This window comes from Moorena producens 3L (assembly GCF_000211815.1).
Taxonomy (GTDB): domain Bacteria; phylum Cyanobacteriota; class Cyanobacteriia; order Cyanobacteriales; family Coleofasciculaceae; genus Moorena; species Moorena producens.
In genome coordinates, this window is record NZ_GL890967.1 from 68,733 (window position 1) to 90,629 (window position 21,897).

Genomic DNA, 21,897 nt, shown 5'->3' on the forward strand with positions numbered 1-21,897 from the left:
AAGCTTCAACTTCTGCATTAAAATGACAGCAATCAGCAAACCAAATGAATTCCAGTATAAACCCCTGTACAAGCCTAACCAACTGATTTACGGTACAGGTCAAACGGCGGTGATTACCGGATGGACGATCAAAGACGCGATCGCAAAAAAGTTAAACCCCTCGGAATTTGCTGTGGTCGGACAGTTATACAGTCCCACCCGGGGAATTAGCCTACTCATTCGTAATCTCCTCGCTAATCCCCATGTCCGCTACTTGGTCATTCTCAACGCTACTAAGGAAGACCGCAATGCTGGGAGTGGAACTTGCTTGCTGGACTTTTTCCACCATGGGGTTGAAGAAGGGAGTAGTGATACTGGTCGTCACTGCTGGGTGATTCGCTCTTCTATCAAAGGGTATATTGACATCGAGATTCCCTTAGTCATCCTAGAACAACTCAGAAAGGAAATTTCTGTGGCAGAGGCTGATTCGATTACCCAAGCCGTTAGTCTGGTTAAGTCTTATGGCTCCAAAACTCAAGAGCCCTGGGGAACACCATTAGAATTTCCCATGGCCAATGATGTCGGGGCATCTGGCTGTGCCCCCCTAAAACCAGGACCGCGCTACGGACATCGCATTCAAGGGCGAACGATAGCTGAAACTTGGGTTAAAATAATTCATCGCATTAAAACTACCGGCACAATTCGGCCCACCGGTTATGACGGATATTGGCAAGAGCTAATTGATTTAATGGCAGTAGTAACGGCAGAACCTCCTGAATTTTACTTTCCTCAGCCCAATTATTTACCATGCGATCGCGACTTTATCCAAGAATACATTCATCAAATCCTGGACGACGCACCCGTAGTAGAAGGGGTGAAATATACTTATGGTCAACGTCTACGTTCTTGGTTCGGACGTGACCAAATCGAGCAAGTCATCACCAAACTCATTGGTGAAATTGATGCCGCCAGTGCAGTGATGTCCCTGTGGGATGTGAAAGACCATGAGAAAGGGGGTAGTCCTTGTCTGAATCACATCTGGCTGAGAGTTGTGGATAATGAATTGTCCCTAACCGCAACATTGAGAAGTAATGATATGTTTAGCGCCTGGGCAGCTAATGCCTTTGGACTCAGAGCCCTACAGCAGTATGTTAAAGACCAAATTGCTAAGCGCGGGGGTATTCAATTAAAAATGGGACCGCTGATTACTGTTAGTCAAAGTGCTCATATTTATGATGATTGTTATGACTATGCTGATCGGATTATTAAAAATCAGTATCAAAAACTTATCAATTCAGAACAGAAACAGTATGCTGATTCGATTGGTAATTTCTTGATTGAAACCGAAAATACTAATATTATAGTGAAGCAGACAACCCCTGGTAGCGGGGAAGTAATTGCTACGTATTCTGGTAAAAATGCCATGAGTTTAGCTAGAAAAATTTGTAGTGATAATCCTTCAATACAACCTAGTCATGCGGTCTATTTAGGAATAGAATTAGAAAAAGCTTGGATAGCCATAAAGGAAGACAAAAATTATCAGCAATTATAGCGTTTTTAGTAATTATGATCTACAAAGTAATGGGTGGCACGGGAGTAGGGATTAGGGACTTGCATGTAAAAAAAATACCAATTAAAGTAGGGTGGGCAAAGTTATCTTATCTATAAGACTCATTTGAACCAAAATGTTTTTGCCCACCCTACAAGCTAAAATCTGGTATTTTATTTTTTTGCTACTCCCTTAGGGAGTGGTTAATGGAAAAATTGACTCTACATCATGACTAGGATAAATGCTTTATAAGCATAAACTATAGATAACTGAAAAAACGATTTTTGGTGTAAACAATAACCAAAGACATTTTGAACAATAGTTATTTGTAAGATAACAAGTTATAGCAGTCGAAGTATTATAGCAGTCGAAGTAAAGGTTAAGACATGTTTATGTTCCCTGTTCCCTGTTCCCTGTTCCCTGTTCCCTTGAAACAGAGATGATATAGCGCTACGCGCAAGTCAGAAGGAACGAAGTCAGAAGTCAGAAGTAAGCTATGACTAAGTTTCCGAGTTTAGGAATATCATAATCTTAATGCGTAGTGCTATATTTTAGATCATAAACTAGATTTACCTTGCTATAAAATTGACCATTTAAAATTTGGCAATTACCAATGACTAATGAAAGACCAAACTGGGATGAATACTTTTTAATGATGGCTAAGCTAGCAGCTACTCGCTCAACCTGTTTAGCGTTTCCTGTAGGAGCAGTGATTGTTCAAAACAATCAGATTTTAGCAACAGGTTACAATGGTTCCCCATCTGGCTCAATTCATTGCACAGCTCAGGGATACTGCTATCCTGGACTAAGTAGCTGCGATGCGTCTCGTACCATGCCATCCCGAGCTGTTCATGCTGAAGCGAATGCGATCGCGTTTGCAGCCAAACATGGTATTGCCACTGCTGGAGCCAGTATTTATGTCACCCTGGAACCCTGTGTCTCTTGCTTAAAGTTAATCATTTCAGCTGGCATAAAGAAAGTTTTTTATGAGACTATCTTCAATAGTGGAGAGAAAGCTCTAGTTAGAGATCATTTTATGAAAGAGGGCTTGGTTAGCCTAACCCAAATCCAGTTAAGTGAAGAAACAGCTAAACGAGCAGCTTCATTTCTACTCAATCCAACATCTGTTCCGAAGTTGTCGAATCCAATTATCGATCACAATTACACAATTATTAAAGGTGACTAGCTCGATAATATAGCTCAATAATATTGTGATAATTTTTGTTCCCTACTCCCTACTCCCTACTCCCTACTCCCTACTCCCTACTTCCTACTTCCTTTGCTATATAACTTATGTCTTGGCAGCGTCCTGATAACCGACAACCGGATCAACTACGTCCCATTTTGTTTGAGCGAGAATTTACCCGCTATGCTCCTGGTTCCGTCCTAGCTCACTGTGGTGAGACCAAAGTACTTTGTACCGTGACGGTTCAGGAGGAAGTACCCCGATTTCTCAAGGATACTGGCAGCGGCTGGTTAACCGCTGAGTATAGGATGTTACCAGGAGCAACACCGGAACGCCAAAGACGGGAACTTCTCAAGCTTTCGGGTCGAACTCAGGAAATTCAGCGGCTGATCGGACGCAGTTTACGGGCTGCTGTTGATCTCAAAGCCTTGGGGGAGAGGACGTTAACAGTGGATGCGGATGTTATACAGGCGGATGCAGGTACCCGCACTACTTCCATTACTGGGGGATATGTTGCTCTGGTGGATGCTGTGGATAAACTGGTTAAAACGGGAGTACTAGAGCGATCGCCTTTAATTCACCAAGTTGCTGCTGTCTCCGTCGGTTTATTGGAGGGTGAGCCGTTTTTAGACCTCAACTATATCGAAGATGTGGCGGCTGAGGTGGATTTTAATGTAGTGATGAACGACGAAATGGGTATTATTGAGGTTCAGGGAACAGCGGAGTCAGGGGCTTATACTCGCCATCAACTCAATCAGTTGATTGACCTAGCAGAAAAAGGTATTAAGGAGTTATTAGAAGCACAGCGCTAGCAGAAACATAGTGCTGAGTACTGAGTAGGAACTCCTGGAACCTAGCTATTAATTAATTTCCGGAAAATTCCGGAAATTACAGGGATTTGACCAGGTGTTAAGTTTCTGAGGCTGAGGATTCACTAATCATCGGTGACAAGTAAGCCACAAGGGCACCAAGAACGAAACCAATAATATTGCGCAATAGTGGCAAGTAATCGGAGGTGCGTGTCACCACAGGTCCAATACCGAAGGCAATAAACAGGATACCCCAAAGTGGTGACAAAATCAAAGCCCATTGCCAAGCGAAAACCTGTTCCCGTTTGCGGGGGATAGCCGCAAATCCAAAAATCACTCCTCCAACAGTAGAAGTAATTAGGGTCAGAATCCACTGTTCCCGTGGTAGTCCAGGCACCACCCGACATCCCCCTTGGCGCAGGCATTGCTTGACCGTATTTAGGGATTCGATAATGGATTGGTTTTCGCCATTGTCCCGTACAAAGTAGAGATTACCAAATCGGGTTTGCAACTCTACCCAAAATGTCCGAGGAAGGAATTCATACAGGGCATCACCCACGTTAAACCCTAGGATATTGCCGCCTCGGGCGTCAGCAATCAGTAACATACTTTTGTCGTTAAGTCCCCAAAACTCTTTGACTGCCCGACCAGGGGTGCGGTCATATTGGGTCAAAACTCGGAGTTTCCAGCCAGTTTCTTCCTCAAAGCTTTCTAAATCTTGGATTAGTCTCTGCTCTTGAAGCTCTGGAATAAAGTTCGCTAAATCAATGACTGGTGTTTGAACCTCGGGCAGTAACTCAGGATTGTCGTAAGCCTTGGCCTCAGGAGCAATCGCCCACATAGAACAAGCTAGGAACAGTGCTGCCAGGGATACTAAAATTCGTTTTGGAAACAGATACTGCATAGTTATTTTCAACCGGCAATGGACAGTATGCTTATCTTTTAGATAAAGAATCAAGTAAAACTAAGCATTTCTTTACACTTGTTTACTTTATTCTAATCTTGGTTGCGATCGCAAAATGTTCGATCTTGTACACTACAGAGATAATTAACAGGGGTACGTTTTTTAAGTCAGGGTCAAAAGGGATGTGTGGTGGTTGTGGGTAGTGTAGGTATTGTGGGAGATGTGGGAGGAAACGGCAGTATAGGTTGGTTACAAGTTGAATTTCCAGAACTATCCCCAGTTAGCGACTGGATTCCATCAGGTGGTGATCAAAAACAACTGTGGAATGAGAATCAGAGTTAGGGGTTAAATTAAACAGTATTGCACTAGTTAAATAACCAGGTAATGCAGTAATTACTTAAAATTTAGAGCGATATTAGTTTTACGATTGGCCGTAAGCAACGGTACGCGATCGCTTATAATAAGGTAAGAGTATTAGGAATTAAAAATAAAATTTAAATTCCCAAATCCCAAATCCCAAATCCCAAATCATAATGGTAGAAACAATCGTAGCCCAAGATATTTCTCTGCCTCAATTGAAGGACAAATTTGGACTAGAGCCTACTAATGATGAGAAATTATTCCCAGAATGGCAAGAGGATTTACCAGAACTAAATGAGCTAGAAAAGCAATGGCTAGATCGGGTCAAGGATGACTATCTGCACTTATCTGAGTATCCCATGGTAGAACCGATTGTCAAAATGGTGGTGCTATCCCCATTGTTGAGAATTGCTGATTTTTATCGCCCACCATTCTATATTCTTGCTGAAAAGGATGTACAAATTTCATCGGAAGATCAGCAAACGATTGTCAGGGGACGAATTGATATTTTGATTTGCCAACCTCAGTTTTGGATAGTGGTGATTGAAGCAAAACGAGCAGAATACTCTTTAAAAGTAGGGATACCACAAGCTCTAGCTTATATGTTGGCTAATCCTGAGCTAGAAAAGCCTGCTTTCGGATTTGTCACTAATGGCGGTGAATTTATTTTTCTGAAACTAATTCGACAGGATAAACTGCAATATGCTTTTTCTAATCAGTTCTCTCTGCTGAATCGTGGCAATGATCTATATACTGTCGCGAGAATATTAAAACACTTAGGTCAGTTAGTAGGTGAATGACTGACAGCTTATAGCTGTCAGCTCTCAGCTCAAGAAGGAAGTATAGCGGTTTCACATCTGATGTGAAAACGCTATAGTAACCATTCAAGAATTTTGAATTTTTAATTGCGCTCAGCGCTACTAGGTGGTCCAAATTCCTCTGGCAGCTGATCGATGTGCTCAATCCCTAGTCGTTGGCACAGCAATTTCAGTTGCCGCAGCGTTGGTCTAGCCTCAGTCCTACCAGAGACCCAGCGCTGGTAAGTCGCACGAGGAATACCACAGTAGATTGCTAATTCGTCTTGAGACAAATTGGTGCGTTCAATTCTTAGAGCCTCCAAGGGTGAATCACTGGTGTGTTTGCGCCTTTTACTTTTCTCTGTCACAGTATGCTGGCTCAGCATGGTTTTAATGCCAGACTTCAAAGGATTATAGTAAGGCATCAAAATGAGATATAACCAGAAATACTGAAATGCGATTCGGCAAAGCCGACGCTGCGCGATCGCATCAGCCTGTAAACCTATTACCGCTAGGGTTTCAGGATTTATTCATGTCTCCTTTTCTCCGTGTATATATACGCCATTTTGGTCAAGCCACTTATCAATTAATTCATTGACCACATCGCTCATATCCCTGTCTTGCATAACACAAGCCGCTTTAAAGTTCTTTTTTTTATCTTTGGATAGATAAACCCGTATTGATTCTTCAGCCACTGTCCTACTACCAGTAAACAACTTTACTCCATTCTGGCATCAATGATTTTTTTTACAAAATTTATAAATTTATTTTCCCAGCCATAAGGTAGGATAGGGCAATCCCGCGCGCCGAGCCGTCAGAGTTCATGGGCTGGCTACTACTCCATTGTTCAACCAAGATAGCTCCATTATGGCTTATCCACAAAACTTGCAAGCTTGGGCAGTTACCCGCCTTCCCCAACGCAATGGGTAATCAAATGGGTAATCGTCGGTCGCTACTGCACTCGCTCCGACGCAGAGGGACACCTTCAGTTATGGCGTCAGCGAGTCCCTGATACCCAATTTGACCTCATATTTGATTTGCCCGATAGGAAAAACTATAGGGATTTTCCTCTTGATCAACTCACTCATTAATATGGGTCGCTTGTGAATTTTGAATTGTTATTTTCAATTTTAAATTAACAAAACTGATATCTTTAACCAGTCAAAAAAAATAATAACAGAAGGGATTCATTGCGGTCTTGGAGAGCCAGCAAAAAGCTTAAATATTTTGATGATATCATTATATCAAACGAATTATTATGCAGGCTGATACCTGTATAATCTAAATATAGAATGCGCCCCGGCAACTGCAACCACACTCAGCCAATACAACTTCTCCAAAGTCCGACGATAGGGAACTAGGAGCAACTAAGTATGCCAAAACCCAGGTATGACGAAAACGAAAACAAGTCACGCCATGCAGCAGCCGATCAGGACTGCTGCGAGGAAATGGCTGAGAAATATGGCTGGCAATTGGTTGATATCGAGGAAACAGGTAACCCTGTTCTTGAAGTCGATTGTGTGTTTGAAGGAAAAACTGAATTTCCCAAATCCTATTACAAAAAATTTTGGGTTTAAAGCCCCTAGAGACGAAACCTTAGAGAGTGGAGCCTTTAAGGTGGGTCGGTCTCGCGCAAAAAGGTTAAAAATTGATAATTAAGGCTCCACTCTCTTACGGTAACTTTAAATCCTTCTAGGACTGCTTTCTCTTATAAATCTACAAAAAACAAGAAACAAATTTATGGACACACACAAATATTTGTTGTACTCTAAAGATAGATACAGGCTGAAAAACCGTAGGCTGAGCCGGGAGAGAGACCCGTAACTTATCGACCTCAAAGTAGTAATGTCTAGAGGGAAGGGAAAGTCCTCTTTAAAAACCCAATCATCAATTAACAGTTGGTGTGTGAACCCAGAAGAATCACTATGCAAGATAAAACGGTACGGTGGGGCACACCGGAACCAAACGAAAAGGAAGGGAAACGGACTATGCACATGCACTTCCAATTAAGTAGTTAAACGCCTAGGGAGAACTGCCCTCTGGGTCTGCTGTGAACTGACTGAATACTTGGTCTCGACGGGTTTTTTGGTTTAGATATTGTCTAATTTGTGGCGGCGTCAAAGATTAGAACACGGCGGTTTAAGGCGGCTCGCAGATCTAGGAATCCCCGCTATGCGCAAGGCGGGGAGTGTCAAGACACCGAAAAGGAGGAAGACTAATGCGTAAATGGATTGTCTTTCGTGCTGAAAAGCGTCAACCTGGATGGAAAGAGCGCAAATATGCTCACTCTGGCTCTCTGACCAAAACTTTGTTCGAGCATTACGACTGCTCCGACAAGGCGCTGCCTGAACCTGGATACCGTCCGAAGCGAGTTTATTCGAGTTGATCAGTTTGTTGATCCTAACTATCCAGATTCATCAACCCATTACCGTCAAAGCGATTGGGAAGTTACACGGGTCGAAACCTACACACCAGATATCCCGGTTGACATGGATTTCGATATGGTCGTAATTTGCTACTGCAAGCACAGTCCCATCAGCGGCCCTCTCAAGCCCATGCCAGAGCGCAAAATTTCTGTAGATTCATTTGGTGGGGATAAGGATGCTCATGAGCAATGGCTAGAGATTCAAAAGCACTCGCTTCATCATTCTTCCCATTAATTTCTTCTTTGACAACTCCCGTTAAATAAAATTCATATTCAGACTCAATTAATTGCGTCAAAAAATCTAATTGTGCTAGAAAGATCAAAGGAGAAGAAATGAACTACCCCGCCCTGTTCGTTCGCGTAGCGTGGCCTACGGCCAGGACGGGGTGTCAGCAGACCCGTCTGATGAGCGTGATTTTTGACGCTTCAACTTCCCTAGTTGCTTCATTGATCCAGTATGCTTTCTGGTCTTTGAAGTAGAGCTAGAAAATCCACGTTTATCGAGGTCAGCACCGTACCCCGGCTGTTTTCCTAATGCTGCATTGAACATTACCATGGCGCTGGTCTTGTCTCTGTCAAACTCAAAACTACAAGCATCGCAGACATGGTATCGATTTGATAATTCAGCCCAGTTCTTATGAACTTTTCCACATTCTGGGCAGCGCTGTGATGGCTTCAATTGTCTGGTTGGCAATTGAAGGACAATCCCTCCCTTAAGTTCAATTTTGTAGGTTAACATCTTGTTGAGAGTGCCAAAACCTACATCTAAAATGGCTTTGTTCAATCCAGCTTTCTGTTTCTTTCTCTTTGACCCTTTTTTTGCTTTTCGGGTCAATCCTTTCGTGTTTAACTTCTCAGTTACGCCGATGTCATAACGACTAGCTAAATCTGACGTAACTTTGTGCTGCCAGTCTTTACGTTGTAATCCGGCTTTTATTTTTAGTTGAGACTCTCGCTTATTCGCTTTTTTCCAGCGATTAGAAGCTTTTATTCCTTTCTTGAAATCGGGGGCTTGCTTTCTGCGTTTCTCTTTCCCAGCGGCTTTCACTTTAGGCTCTAGGGTTTTAGTAAACCTCTGATTGGCTATCTCTTCAAATTCCGCGCCGTTGAAAGCTGTAATTGCTGTCTCAGTTCCCAAGTCATAAGCTACGATTTTCTCGTAGACTAAATCAGATTCTGAGCCATATCTAGTCTGCTGTGTATCAACTTTGACTGTAATTGAAGCAAACCAGGCATTAATACTAGGTTTATAAGCAATAGTCAAAGTTGTTGGAGTTCCCCAAAACTTTGCTTGCCCACGCATCTTGATGACAAGACCAAGATCATTCAATACCAATGTCCCGTTTTTGCCATCGGTATTAGCTTTCCATCCAGCCTTACTAGGGTAAGTCCATCCTGAATACTTCTTGATTGATTTGTATCTAGGAATTTCACTTAATCCCTTCAAGAAACGATTGTATGCTAAATCTACTCTTTTAAGAGTCGCTTGCAAAGAAGTACTGTAAAGTTCTTTGTACTCTGGCCAACATTCCTTGAAAGCTGGCAAGCAGTTTTGCTGATATAAGTACCCTATGGTTTTCTTGTTTGCTTTCCATTCATAGCGACGATCAGCTATCCCCGCATTATACAATAATTGATGTAATTTTCTTGCGTAAAACATCTTTGATATAGCTGTTTTGTTGGGATATAGACGAAATGTTTGCCTAAGAGTCGCCATGAATTAAATCACCTCCTTGTTTTTCTTGTTTCTTTGCTAGAGTCATTTTAGTATAGTCTACGGTAATTCGATATGTCAAGTATAAAAAAGAAAAAACCAGAAAAAAGAATGAGGGGGGCTCCAGCTCATTATGATGAACTAAAAAGAAAGCATGGTATCTGGCTGACTGACACTACCTGGAAGTGGTTACAATTGTCTGCTGAAGAGGCTGGGACAAGTGTAGGAGAGTATATAGAGAGTTGGGCGAGGAAACAGATAGACAGTATTTGAGAGGGGCTATCCATCCTAGAGACGAAACCTTAGTATAGTGGAGCCTTAATAAAATAGTTTTAACCCTTTTTCTCATAGCCTGCTGATCATAAAGGCTCCACTATACTTACGGTAACTTCAACACCTTGGAAGAAGGTGGGGAATTTCGCCCCCTCTTGCCTCCCCCTATCTTGTTAAAAACAATTTTCATCTTAAATCACCAGTTTCGTTCCCATCTTCTTTAAATCAACTCAGCGCCCCCAACGCTTCCAGTGCTGACTTCTGTGCTAGGCTCAAACCAGTAACCCCTGTGATGTTCATACCTTGGTAAGGTCGATCAGGAATCAAGGTTTTAATACACTGACCTGTGTGGGTATTCCAAACTTTAATAGTCCCATCATTACTGCCACAAGTAAGCCAATAACTGCTCACCTGTTCTTGATCAGACCTACCCTGGTGATCTTGATGTTTTACAGGACTAAACCCAATCGATGACCGTACTGAATTCCGATGACCGTGTAAGGTTCTCAGATACTTACCCGTACTTGCCTGCCAAAGCCTAATGGTTTGATCTAAGCTACCACTGGCAATCAATTCACCATCAGGACTAAAGGCGACAGACCAGACACCTTTACTATGGCCTCGCAAAATCCTGACACATTCCCCAGTCCTAACATCCCAAATCCGAACAGTTTGGTCTCCACTGCTGCTAACTAGGGTTTGGCCATCAGGACTAAATGCTACCGACTGTACCCGACTAGTGTGACCCTGTAAAACCTTGAGACATTCACTACTCCTGACATCCCATAAGCGTATGGTTTCGTCTTCACTAGCACTGGCTAGGGTTTGACCGTCTCGACTGAAGGTAACAGACCAAATCCAACTGGTGTGACCCCGTAAGATCTTAAAACATTGACCAGTATTGACGTCCCATAACCGGATGGTTTTGTCATCACCACTACTGGCAAGAGTCTCACCAAGAGGACTAAAACTAACGGATTGCACCCAATAGGAGTGACCACACAATACTTTCAGGCATTGACCTGTACTTACTGACCACAAGTGTATGGTTTGGTCAGCGCTGCTGCTAGCGAGAATTTCACCATTGGGGTGAAATGCCACAGAAGTCACCCAACCGGTGTGTCCCTCTAGTCTCTTTAAACAGTTATCACTACTGACATCCCACAACCTGACCATGTTGTCAGTACTGGCACTGGCTAATTGTTGACCATTGGGACTGAATACTGCTGAAAATACAGAATTGGTATATCCTTGTAGGATTTTAAGACATCGACCTGTCTTGCTATTCCATAGACGTACGGTTTGGTCACTACTGCCACTAGCTACGGTTTGACCATCCCGATTGAATGCTACTGAAAATATAGAATTGGTGTGTCCTTGTAGGTAGTTCAGGCATTCACCACTGCTGACATTCCACAGCCTCACCGTCTGGTCATCACTGCCACTGACTAGGGTTTGCCCATCTCCACTAAACATCACTGACCTTACTCTGTCGCTATGGTTAGTTAAGGTGTTGAGACATTCACCTGTGCATGGGTCCCACAATTTAATGGTAAAGTCAGCACTTGCACTGGCTAACATCGCACCATCAGGACTAAAATTAACTGACCAAATCCGATTAGTATGACCATAACAGATTTGGCGACATTCACCAGTACTAAGATCCCACAGTCTCACTGTCTGGTCATCACTACCACTGGCTAGGGTTTTACCATCTGCACTAAACGCCACCGACAGGACTTGACCGGTGTGTCCCTGACATACCTGACGGCATTCACCAGTGTTTACATCCCAAAGCCTTACTGTTGATTCATCACTACCACTGGCTAGGGTTTTACCATCCCTACTGAATGCTACTGACCAAATAGAACTGGTATGGCCTTCTAAGGTTTTAATACACTGACCTGTGCTGACATTCCATAGTTTAATCGTTTTGTCACTACTGCAACTGGCTAGGGTATTACCATCAGGACTAAAGGCAACAGACCAAACCCAACCGGTATGACCTTTGCAAATTAAAATTGGCTTACCATTCTCGACTTGCCATAAACGCAACTGACCTTCCACATCTCCAGTAGCTAAAAGCTTACCATCAGGACTAAACGCTACTCCAAATACTACTCCTAAGGTTTTAGTAAACACTGACTTGGATAAATCGGAGTGAGCGAAATTGACATCTTGTAAATCCACCCCTTGTAGATAAGCTTGCCAAATCGTAACTCTTGAAAAATCATAGCCTTTTAAACAGATTTCCTGTTGACAAAGGAGATTAATAATATTTCCACCAGCGTAGCCAATGGCTAAGGCAGGTTTGCCTCGAAGAGTTTCGAGAATCTGATTTAGATGGGTTTCTAGGTTACCTTTACCAGTTAAAGCAATCTGTAGACGCTCTACAATGGGTTTGATAATTAGACGAATTTGAGTATTTCTAAGATAATCTTTGGTCTGAGCTTTGAGGATAGCATGAGTTATCAACAGGGAATTTTCCCAGTTATTAGTGTTATTAATGGCAGTTACACCAGCAATAACGTCTTCACAGATTTGCTCAACCAAGCGTTCAGTTACGTATTCCATCACCACTGGTTGTAGGGAAAACAGAGACGCTTTTCTTTCCACAAGCGATCGCTGTTCCAAGGATTCCAGGGTGTCGATCAGTTGTTGGGGTGGTACAGGAGGAAATATATCATCTCGTAAGTCAGCAAATGAGGCTTCTTCTCGATTGATGGCCAGCCAAAAAATTACTGTTCGTTCTGGAGCGCTTAATCGGGCAAAATGCTGCTCTAAAAGATTTTTAATATTACCAAATATTATCGCATCTTGATTTAAGAATTCCGAAATATTACCGGCAAATAATTTCTGGATTGTTGTCGCTAAAATTTTTAGAGCTAAGGGATTACCAGAATAGCGATTAATTAACTGCTTCCATTCCCTTTCTTCACCTTGGAAAGAACCGATAATATTAAATATTTCTTGTCCTTCAGCAGTTTTCAAACCACTTAATTGTAGGGAGCGGACAGGTAGCACTTCTGCTTCAAGCAGTCCAATTTCTTGAGGCTTCTCCCGAGAGGTTAGTACTAAGCAGCTTTGATGGGAGTTTTCTCCCCACCGTCTCAATAGTTGACCGTATTCTTCATATCCAGCTTGATAATGTCCAGCAGCATTGCTTTGAGCTCCCCCTTGTAAAATTGTTTCCATATTATCGAGAACTAGCAAACAACGGTGGGAGCGTATATCATTCAGAAGTCGGGAAATTTTATCGTCTGTGGTATCTGGTAAATCAATGTCTTGCTGATTGGATAGAAATCTCAGCAACTGAATCAAAATCTCTGATAGGTCAGGAGCATTACGTAGGGAGCGCCAAATAACAAACTCAAACTGGTGTTGGAGTTGTTGGGCAAGCTTGATCGATAGGGAGGTTTTGCCCATGCCGCCCATACCTAACAAGGCGACTAGCCGACAGTGTTCGCTCAGAATCCATTGCTGCAACTGGGCTAGTTCTGATTGTCTTCCATAAAAGAAACGAACATCAACGGCTTCTGACCAATCGTGACGTGGTTTTCCGTTCCCGTAGCCTGGCCTTAAGCCAATCCCATCTGTTTCCTCGGTCGAGTCCCCGACTGGGGTTATGCTTTCGAGTGTAGTTGGCTGTTGGTTCGAGGAGATAGTTTCCTGTTCACTGCGCCACCGTCGTTCGAGGGCTGAGCGAAAGTTTTTTTTACTGACTTTTTCCCCCAAAGCCTCTGAGAGAAGTTTCCACAGCTTAGGACCGACATCATGTTTCAGGTAAGTCGGTGAATAGCCATAGGTTTCGGCAATAGTATCATAACTCTGACGCTTCCAGGACCAAGATGCCTCAATTAAGGCTTGCTGTAAATCAGTGAGATGATTTCCCGATTTGGCAAACACTAAGGCATTGGCGAATTCCAGAGCGTCTTCAAAGTTCATATACCGTTTTGATTATAGTTTATTATGCTATAATATAATAATATCGTGATTTACTAATAGTTCAGGTCTTAGGTATTAGGTTTTAGGGCTCAGGGGGTAACAAAATATCCTAAAAAGAGCAATTTAGGGTTAAAAAAGACCGGTCTAGTTATCTTAATCAGACCAATCAACATAAAAATTTTACCATAATTTTGCATTTGAAAGTCTAAAAAAATAAACTATAGCGCTTCTCATACTTATGATGTAAATTAAATTGACGCAACCCTCCCTACTTCCTAAAGGATAATTGATAAGCGATCGCATGAATTATTATGCGCTATATCTAGTGTCGGTATTCGGTTTAGAATCCCCTTTTTTCAAAGAGGAGAGATATCAAATCCAAATCAACTGCAAATCCAATCGGAAATCGGGTAATACCTCCTCCCCAGAAAGAATCTGGGGAGATTGTAGAATTTCTTTTGCTTGACCAGAACGGTAAATCTCAACCTGTTGATTTTGATAGTTAATCAACCAACCGAGGCGACAGCCATTATCCATATATTCCAGCATCTTGTTCTGTAGAGATGTCAGAGAATCAGTTTTGGAGCGCAATTCAATCACAAAGTCAGGACATAGAGGTGGAAAGGTTTCTTGTTCCTCAAGAGTAAGGCTGTTCCATCGGTCTGAGCTAACCCAAGCTGCATCAGGAGAACGTCCTGCTCCATTGGGGAGTTGAAACACAGTAGAGGAGTCGAAAACTTCCCTAGGTGCGCTCTTACTTGGCGAATTAAATTCGCCACGGGTCGCACCTCAAGTTGGGTCTGACGACTCCAAGCTTGGAGTTGGTACGTTAGATCGGCATTACGCCTACCGGTATTTCCTCCTGTTGGGGGCATAACAATCAGTTCTCCATCAGCAGTCAGTTCCAACCGCAGATCGCGGTTAGCTGCTGCAATTTGCTCAAATTCCCGGTGGGTTAACCTCAGGAGTGGTCGCAGGTCAAGAGTTAAGGGGTTCATATTCCCTATTTCCTATTCTCTTTGCTATCAATCCAAGCTATTCAGAAGCTGTCGAATTTTGAGCTGTTGCTGCTCTTCTATTGATTCTGGAAAACTTAACTCGATCGCAATTGAATTAACAGATCCGCTATCAACTAATTGCTCTATAGTTTCCACCTTAGCCAAAAAACTCAAATCTTGTAAGTGATTAGATTCCTGAGTTACCAGTAAACTGATCAGGGGTTTAGTCTTCTGCATGATATCGAGATTGCTAATCTGGTGGCCATCTAATTCCAACCGTAAATCATGAGTGCCAATTTCCGTGATTGTCGCGCTAACGGAATAGTTTTTCCAGTAATCCCAATATAATTGCACCGGTGCTTGAACCTTTTGACGTACCTTGGTCTCTTTAGCTGGTCGGAATTCACGGAAGACTCGTCTGATACTCGTAGCAATAAACTTAAGGGATTCCAGAGGATGGTCTGTTTCAGATCGTCTCTGGGAATACCACTCATTGACATCAGAATAAATAACTAAGACCAGATCATCTTGCTGAGTACCGGTGAGATTAATAAAATCAACAAATAGCCTCACCTGGTCACCCATAGCAACTTCTCGCATCACCCGCCCTCGGACCAAGCACTTGTGTCCGTAGTCTCCTTCGAGTTCCACTCTAATTTGATCAGGGATGTTGGGTCGGGTATTCAGCAGAATTTGGGCACCACTTTCACTAACATTAACGGTTTCACCTCTCCAACTCTGCTGTGGAGTATGAATCACAGCCGTTAACTTCCTTGGCATCCGGTGAGCACGACGGAGTTGGGGTTGCTCGAAAGCAACTAGACAAGCAGCCATCAGAAGGATTAGGTTAAAGATAGACCAAAAAACATTAACAATCACCGCTTGGCTATCCTCCGGTCTTAACCATAGCCACAGAGGTACAGTAAACAAGGCAGCAGTAGCCAGTGCAGCCACTAACACTAGGTACTTGACCGAATCAAAATCAAAGCTGCGCTTGGTAACATTCATCCCTTTATCGGTAACATTGAAAGACCCTAACTTAGGATTAATCAGAGCTAAGAGGGTAACCATTCCCGCCTGGAATGACAGGGCAAATTCAAAAATCTCGTTCCAGAAGGAGAAACGGACGTGCTTGTAGGGAATGTGGTTGGTCTGCATCGATAAAATAACGTGAGGCAGAGCATAGCACAAGGTTTCAAAACCGAGACCCTTAACCGAATTGATGCCAAATAATAAGAATAGAGTGGGTGCGATCGCATACATCAATCGCGGGAAGCCGAAGAAAAAGTGGGCTGTGGCACTCATGTAGCACAACCGTTGGGGCAGGCTCAACCTCACCTTCCGGTTGAACAAGGGATTTTCCAGGCGCAGAATCTGAGCCATTCCCCTAGCCCAACGTACCTGTTGACCGATATAGGCCGAAAATTTTTCTGGCGCTAAACCTGCCACCATAATCTTGTCGTAGTAGACCGACTCGTAACCCTTTGAGTGCAGACGGAAGGCAGTATGGCAGTCTTCGGTAACTGTTTCGGTGGCAATACCTCCGATTTCCATGACGTGGGTTTTGCGAATCACCGCCGCAGACCCACAAAAGAACGCCGCATTCCAGAAATCATTGCCCTTTTGCAGCACCTTATAAAACAGTTCATTACCCACAGGTATTCTGCCTTCTGTGAGCAGATTACGCTCAAAGGGGTCTGGGTTATAGAACCAGTGGGGTGTTTGGACAAAGGAAACCTTAGGGTTAAAAAAGAAGCCAACAGTTTCCTTCAACAAGTTTTTAGCGGGAATGTGGTCACAATCAAGAATAAGCACTAAATCCCCTTTGGTTTTATGAAAAGCTGTGTTGATATTGCCAGCTTTAGCATGATGATTATTATCCCGAGTCAGGAGTTCGGAGCCTAGATCCTCACACATTTGGCGCAACTTTTCCCTACGCTCTGGATACTTTCTGCCATCATCAAGGACATAAACTGATTTTTTATCAGTCGGATAGTCAATGGCTACAGCCGCTAAGGTGGTTTTGCGGACAATTTCGAGATCTTCGTTATAGGTAGGAATGTAAATATCAACCCTAAACCACTCCTCTTGGGGAATATTTTCTAAACTAACTGCTTTACGTTCTTTGATTTTTAAGGTTTGAAAGTACGCCAAAAATAAGGTAGCGATCGCATAAAATTCTGCTCCATACAACAGCAAGCAAAAAACTATATTCAGCCACCCTTCAAAATTCAGCGTATATCGAGTGCGGTAATAAAAATAGCGTAGGGTAGTGAAAGCGCTAAGTAAAACTAACAATAAGTGGAGATATTCACTGGTTTTACGATTCGGTTTATCTTCCTCCATCTGAATAATCACCCGTCCCATCAGGAACAAAATTACAGCAAGCAACCCTTGTTGCCAAATTGGTGGGCGAGCAGTAATTAGAGGAATGAATAGCAATAGTAAAGATCCAATTAGCAACAGCAATTGACGGCGACTTAGCCACTGTAAAATCTGGTCAAATATATAGGGTAAGTCTTCCACTACCCAGACTGTTAGTCGCTGTCGCTGTTGGGGTGTGGTCACCAAGCCTCTGTGACCCGGTTTTGACCTAATCTTTAAAAATGGAATAGTCAATCGCTTCGCTCCAATTCAAAATTATCAATTCAAAATTCAAAAATACCCCATTAACTAATTCATTTTCTTGTAGTAATTGGAAACAATTCCAAATTATAAATTTAGTCATTTTGAATTTTTAATTTGGCATTTTGACTTAAAAAACCGTCATTAATTTCTATCCCTAGCCATTTTTTGGAGATAAAACTGAATAACACCGTAACTAAGCAAGGTTGCAGCTACAATAGCTGGAGCTAACAACAACCAACTTCTTATTATGAAGTTAAAAATTTGCTGAGTCAACTCAGGTTTTTCCATTTGACGCTGGCGCTTTGGCTTGAAAAACTCCATATTATAAGAATTTTGTTGATAAATATTGGGATTTTCCGAGTTAGCACTAATCAGTACCGTGTCTCCCTTGATTTGAGAGAATAGTGGGTCTTGATTTAATAAGTCTTGGACTTTTTCTAAGCCTTTATCAGTTTGAGCACTTAGAGCAAGCAGCACCCGTTCTTTATTCCATGGCGATATAATTTCTTTGATCACCCCATCATGATCAGACCAGGTTTGAATTTGACTATCACTCCGCTGCCTTGTCAAAAAATCTTTTAATTCAAAACCACCAGAAGAGAAAATTTCAGGAAACGGAAATTTATCTTGAGGGCCAATTCCTACCAAATGATGGTCACTGCGTTCCTCAGTGGGTAAAGAATCTTTAGTATAAACTGATAGCTGGATTGATTCCGCTTTGCTTAACCGTCCCAGTCTGTTAGTGAACTGTAGTAATGTCATCAGTACACTGATTGAGGGGTCTTTTGGTAGCACAATAACGGTATTGGATAAATCCTGAGGAGCAGCAAAGGGAAAACCCGTTTTCAGCAACCCCAAATCTGGGACTTTGGCAACACTGGTGCGCTGGAGTTCAAAATTTGTATCACTGTGCAACGTACCCCAAAGCTGTTGGTCAGTTACTTTGCTACAGGAGCGCCGTTCCCGAGCATCAAGACGAAAATCCACCTGGATTTTAGAATAGGGGGTAATGTTGTCACTAGGCAGGGCAACCCTCAGGGACTCTCTAGTTCCACCATCGATGGACGTTAGCTTTTTGCCGATTAGGGCAATGCCATCTAGCTTGACTTCCACTACTGAGGTTTTGGGATTAATTTGGGGGCCGTAGCTATAAATTAGGTTCATATAGTTATCCCCCTCAAACTTATCATCGGGCAATGCCCGGAAGTCAATAGTAATGGGTGGGGAATCAGAACCCCTGACTGTTATATCCTCAATCGGCTGATTGTAGGGAGTTTTGAGGTCGCTGAGCTTGAATGTGGGTTCTACAGGTAAATAGTCTGGCCAATCACGGGATGCAGGGGTTGGCACTTCCTCCAGCTTTTCAACTAAGATCGCTTGACTGGTACCAATTTGACGGTCTTCCGATTGCACTAAAAACTGTACTGCTTTCGCCACTCCTTCTGGCCCATTACCGGTTGCTACCAATACTGCGCCTTCATTGCCAGGAGTGGTGGTTAACATTAAGACCCCGACATCGGGGGGTAAGGCTTTTTCCTTAGCATCGAGAATCTTATTGTTTCCTACAGGAAGGGGTAGTTTCAGGGATTTGAGTTCTGGCTGTTGTTCTGGTGTGCCGATGATCACCAATCGATTACCAGAAAATCGATTAATCCCCGTTCCACTGACCTCTTTAACAGATTTCACCAAGGAAGTCTTCAGGCGACGATAATCCGCTAGCCTACCTAAGGAAGCTTGGAAACGAGCAGTGCTAGTTAACCAATTATCATCAATCTCCTTGGGCAACAGATAAGTAATTTGATTTGGTTCTAGACTGAGGTCATCAAAGATCGGGTAAGGATAGCGATTGAAGTCTAGAGAAACCGGTTGGGGTTCAAAATCAAAGACTATTTTAGAATCGGGTAGAATTTCTGTCCATAGGGAAGGATCATAGGGGTCTTGAGTACAGGTAGGAGAGTTATTCTGTAGCGCCGCAATTGTGATTTGGTTGTAGTTACGGAGTTGGTCTATCGGAATATTAAATAGCACATTCCCAATTTCCCCTTTCTGGCGCTTGAGAGGAATACTGCCAACGCTAACACCATTAATTAGAACGGTAAGATTAGAGCGAGTGGCATAGAGCGCTGGAGAATGGCGAAAGCGAATCAAGGCTTTGACAGATTTGAGTTGCCAATCTCGGGGACGAGTAAACCCTAGCCGTGCTTCGTCATAGATGCCTCTTAAACTAAAACGAGAGCCTACTACTGGGCTGCGATTGAATTCTAGGATGTACTTACCAGCAGGAGGAGCATCGATCTCAGGAGCTTTAGTTGGTGGGGAAGGTAGAGCAAAGGTGGGTTGAGATTTTTCCTTGAGTTCCTCGATGGTACTCTCCCTTAGGGTTTTGTTACTATCAGTGGTACTGCCATCACTTTGGGCAGACACTAACCTTGTGCTTAACCCAATGGAAATACTACAGCTGAGGAATAATAGTAGGACTAAAGAATATCTTTGGAACGAAGGCCGAGGATGATCTGCTTTTGCATCGAACCTCCTCGAAGTAGAGGCTTGATTAGCGCTAGAGTGACCATCTGATCGGTGTGACCTAGGATTTTTTTTGGGTAGATGGGCAAAAGCCTTGCGAAAAAAGGGTGTCATCAGCAGAACGTTTTAACTCTGATTAAAAATTAAATTGCCGCATGGGATGTTTAGCTATTGATACAAGGCTAGCGCTACCTAATCCGGAGCAAGCTAGTTGGATTACCAGCGGTTGAATAAAAATCAGATACACCCTTGAGTGACCAGAATCTGGGGAACGGAATCCTCCCTATGCCAACCTTTTCGATCGGCAAGCTTCCGCAGTCTTTGAGTTAAATTTACCACAGGCTTCTAGGACATTGCCCCTAGAACAAAAGTTCAGTAAAGTTACTTGACAAATTTAATTTTATATGCATTAAGGAAAATCCCTGGATTGGTATAGGGTTTTTAAATGAATTGTAAACAGCGATTACAGTTTTTTCCATTCCCAAAAATCTCTATATAGCTCTTGCCTGTTGCCTGTTGCCTCGTAAGCATTCAGCTATCAGCGTGTCGCGTATCAGCCACAGGATTTGGTCTATGGTCACCCTCAGAAAATGGCGTTGCTGATTCTGGGTATGGGGCGCGGAATCATACCCAGAATCAGCAACGCTACTTTAGCTGCTATCAGCTATCAACAAGCTGACCGCTGACCGCTGACTGCTGAATGCTGACCTACTCCCTGTTCCCTTTGCTATTGTGATCCAGATCACACCAATCGGTCTGGAAAATCACTAAGGTGGGTGAGCTAAGTCGGTGCAGTGAAATTATTGTGGACTGTAGTATATTCACATCAACTTTAAAGAAGTTTTAGATAACTGCTGGAGGAAATAGGTAATTATGAGTAGTCAACAAATTCGCTTCGCTACTATCACCGTTATTGATATCGCTCTGTTGTTTAGCGCCCCCCTGTTAGTACAATTCATTTCACGGATGCCCTGAGAGTGTTTCAAGAAAGCAGGCCGTGTCGAGTAGGTTTAACAAAATTTAATGTACGTTGATAAATCAGGAAATAGGTAATTATGAGTAGTCAACAGATTCGCTTCGCTACTATCACCGTTATTGATATCGCTCTGTTGTTTAGCGCCCCCCTGTTAGTACAATTTATTTCACGGATGCCCTGAGAGAGTTTCAAGAAAGCAGGCCGTGTCGAGTAGGTTTAACAAAATTTAATGTACGTTGATAAATCAGGAAATAGGTAATTATGAGTAGTCAACAGATTCGCTTCGCTACTATCACCGTTATTGATATCGCTCTGTTGTTTAGCGCCCCCCTGTTGGTACAATTCATTTCACGGATGCCCTGAGAGAGTTTCAAGAAACCAGGCAGTGTCGATTAGGGTTAAGAAAATTTAAGCTACCTTGATAAATGAGGAAATAAGTAATTATGAGTAGTCAACAGATTCGCTTCGCTACTATCACCGTTATTGATATCGCTCTGTTGTTTAGCGCCCCCCTGTTGGTACAATTCATTTCACGGATGCCCTGAGAGAGTTTCAAGAAAGCAGGCCGTGTCGAGTAGGTTTAACAAAATTTAAGGTACCTTATATAGCAAAGGGAGTAGGGAGTAGGGAGTAGGGAGTAGGGAAGAAAAATTATCAAAATTTCGACACAGATTGCTATAAATTTAATATAAAGGCCGTTGCGTCAGTCTCTGAATGAATAGGAGTAGAGTGGGCATCCTGCCCGCACGAAAATATTGGGCATCCTGCCCGCACGAAAATAGATTGAAACTGGCTTGATGCCAGTGCCACGCCTGATCCCCATTCCACAGG

The 21,897-nt window shown here is 42.9% G+C and carries 14 protein-coding genes and 2 pseudogenes; 8 read left to right on the plus strand and 8 right to left on the minus strand.

Annotated elements, in window-relative coordinates; all coding sequences use genetic code 11:
• Positions 1–22 precede the first annotated feature (22 nt).
• From LYNGBM3L_RS27495 to rph, 3 genes are all read left to right on the plus strand, one after another.
• A complete protein-coding gene (locus LYNGBM3L_RS27495; RefSeq protein ID WP_008189117.1) occupies positions 23–1,531 on the plus strand; it encodes a thymidylate synthase in 1,509 nt (502 codons plus the stop codon).
• Positions 1,532–2,141: 610 nt separating this feature from the next.
• The gene (locus tag LYNGBM3L_RS27500; RefSeq protein WP_008189119.1) at positions 2,142–2,714 is read left to right on the plus strand and encodes a deoxycytidylate deaminase; all 573 of its coding nucleotides are present in this window, start codon (positions 2,142–2,144) and stop codon (positions 2,712–2,714) included.
• A gap of 107 nt (positions 2,715–2,821) precedes the next feature.
• Positions 2,822–3,526, plus strand: a complete 705-nt coding sequence (rph, locus tag LYNGBM3L_RS27505; RefSeq protein ID WP_008189121.1) for a ribonuclease PH — start codon at positions 2,822–2,824, stop codon at positions 3,524–3,526.
• A gap of 97 nt (positions 3,527–3,623) precedes the next feature.
• Here rph and LYNGBM3L_RS27510 read toward each other — a convergent pair whose 3' ends face one another.
• Positions 3,624–4,427 carry a TPM domain-containing protein gene (locus tag LYNGBM3L_RS27510; protein WP_008189123.1) on the minus strand — a complete coding sequence of 268 codons (804 nt, stop codon included), beginning with the start codon at positions 4,425–4,427 and terminating at the stop codon, positions 3,624–3,626.
• Between the two features lie 189 nt (positions 4,428–4,616).
• Here LYNGBM3L_RS27510 and LYNGBM3L_RS44445 point away from each other — a divergent pair, with 189 nt between their 5' ends.
• Positions 4,617–4,769, plus strand: coding sequence for a hypothetical protein (locus tag LYNGBM3L_RS44445; protein WP_154659937.1), 153 nt, complete (start codon positions 4,617–4,619; stop codon positions 4,767–4,769).
• Positions 4,770–4,960: 191 nt separating this feature from the next.
• The gene (locus tag LYNGBM3L_RS27515; RefSeq protein ID WP_008189126.1) at positions 4,961–5,587 is read left to right on the plus strand and encodes a type I restriction endonuclease; all 627 of its coding nucleotides are present in this window, start codon (positions 4,961–4,963) and stop codon (positions 5,585–5,587) included.
• Positions 5,588–5,688: 101 nt separating this feature from the next.
• On the opposite strand, the gene LYNGBM3L_RS27520 is transcribed toward LYNGBM3L_RS27515, so the two are convergent.
• Positions 5,689–6,009: a helix-turn-helix domain-containing protein gene (locus LYNGBM3L_RS27520; protein ID WP_008189128.1), complete on the minus strand. Its 321-nt coding sequence runs from the start codon at positions 6,007–6,009 to the stop codon at positions 5,689–5,691.
• A 105-nt stretch (positions 6,010–6,114) separates the two neighbouring features.
• Positions 6,115–6,279: a plasmid partition protein ParG gene (locus LYNGBM3L_RS38975; RefSeq protein WP_198954017.1), complete on the minus strand. Its 165-nt coding sequence runs from the start codon at positions 6,277–6,279 to the stop codon at positions 6,115–6,117.
• Positions 6,280–6,957: 678 nt separating this feature from the next.
• Between LYNGBM3L_RS38975 and LYNGBM3L_RS27525 the strand changes: the two genes are divergently transcribed.
• Both LYNGBM3L_RS27525 and LYNGBM3L_RS50645 read left to right on the plus strand, forming a co-directional pair.
• On the plus strand, positions 6,958–7,161 hold the full coding sequence (locus tag LYNGBM3L_RS27525; RefSeq protein WP_008189134.1) for a hypothetical protein: 204 nt from the start codon (positions 6,958–6,960) through the stop codon (positions 7,159–7,161).
• Positions 7,162–7,802: 641 nt separating this feature from the next.
• Positions 7,803–8,244 (plus strand): annotated as a pseudogene (locus tag LYNGBM3L_RS50645) (hypothetical protein).
• 135 nt (positions 8,245–8,379) lie between these two features.
• Here the strand turns inward: LYNGBM3L_RS50645 and LYNGBM3L_RS27535 are convergent.
• Positions 8,380–9,726, minus strand: coding sequence for an RNA-guided endonuclease InsQ/TnpB family protein (locus tag LYNGBM3L_RS27535; protein ID WP_008189137.1), 1,347 nt, complete (start codon positions 9,724–9,726; stop codon positions 8,380–8,382).
• A 72-nt stretch (positions 9,727–9,798) separates the two neighbouring features.
• Between LYNGBM3L_RS27535 and LYNGBM3L_RS27540 the strand changes: the two genes are divergently transcribed.
• Entirely contained in the window at positions 9,799–9,996 is a 198-nt protein-coding gene (locus LYNGBM3L_RS27540) for a hypothetical protein (RefSeq protein ID WP_008189138.1), read from the plus strand.
• Between the two features lie 225 nt (positions 9,997–10,221).
• Here LYNGBM3L_RS27540 and LYNGBM3L_RS27545 read toward each other — a convergent pair whose 3' ends face one another.
• The 4 genes and pseudogenes from LYNGBM3L_RS27545 to LYNGBM3L_RS27560 form a co-directional block, all read right to left on the minus strand.
• Complete coding sequence (locus LYNGBM3L_RS27545; RefSeq protein ID WP_008189139.1) at positions 10,222–13,941, minus strand: helix-turn-helix domain-containing protein; 3,720 nt, start codon at positions 13,939–13,941, stop codon at positions 10,222–10,224.
• A 372-nt stretch (positions 13,942–14,313) separates the two neighbouring features.
• A pseudogene (locus LYNGBM3L_RS50650) lies at positions 14,314–14,939 on the minus strand (Uma2 family endonuclease).
• Between the two features lie 27 nt (positions 14,940–14,966).
• Positions 14,967–17,507, minus strand: coding sequence for a UDP-forming cellulose synthase catalytic subunit (bcsA, locus tag LYNGBM3L_RS27555; protein WP_008189146.1), 2,541 nt, complete (start codon positions 17,505–17,507; stop codon positions 14,967–14,969).
• A gap of 201 nt (positions 17,508–17,708) precedes the next feature.
• Positions 17,709–20,204 carry a cellulose biosynthesis cyclic di-GMP-binding regulatory protein BcsB gene (locus LYNGBM3L_RS27560; RefSeq protein ID WP_081431853.1) on the minus strand — a complete coding sequence of 832 codons (2,496 nt, stop codon included), beginning with the start codon at positions 20,202–20,204 and terminating at the stop codon, positions 17,709–17,711.
• Between the last annotated feature and the right edge of the window lie 1,693 nt (positions 20,205–21,897).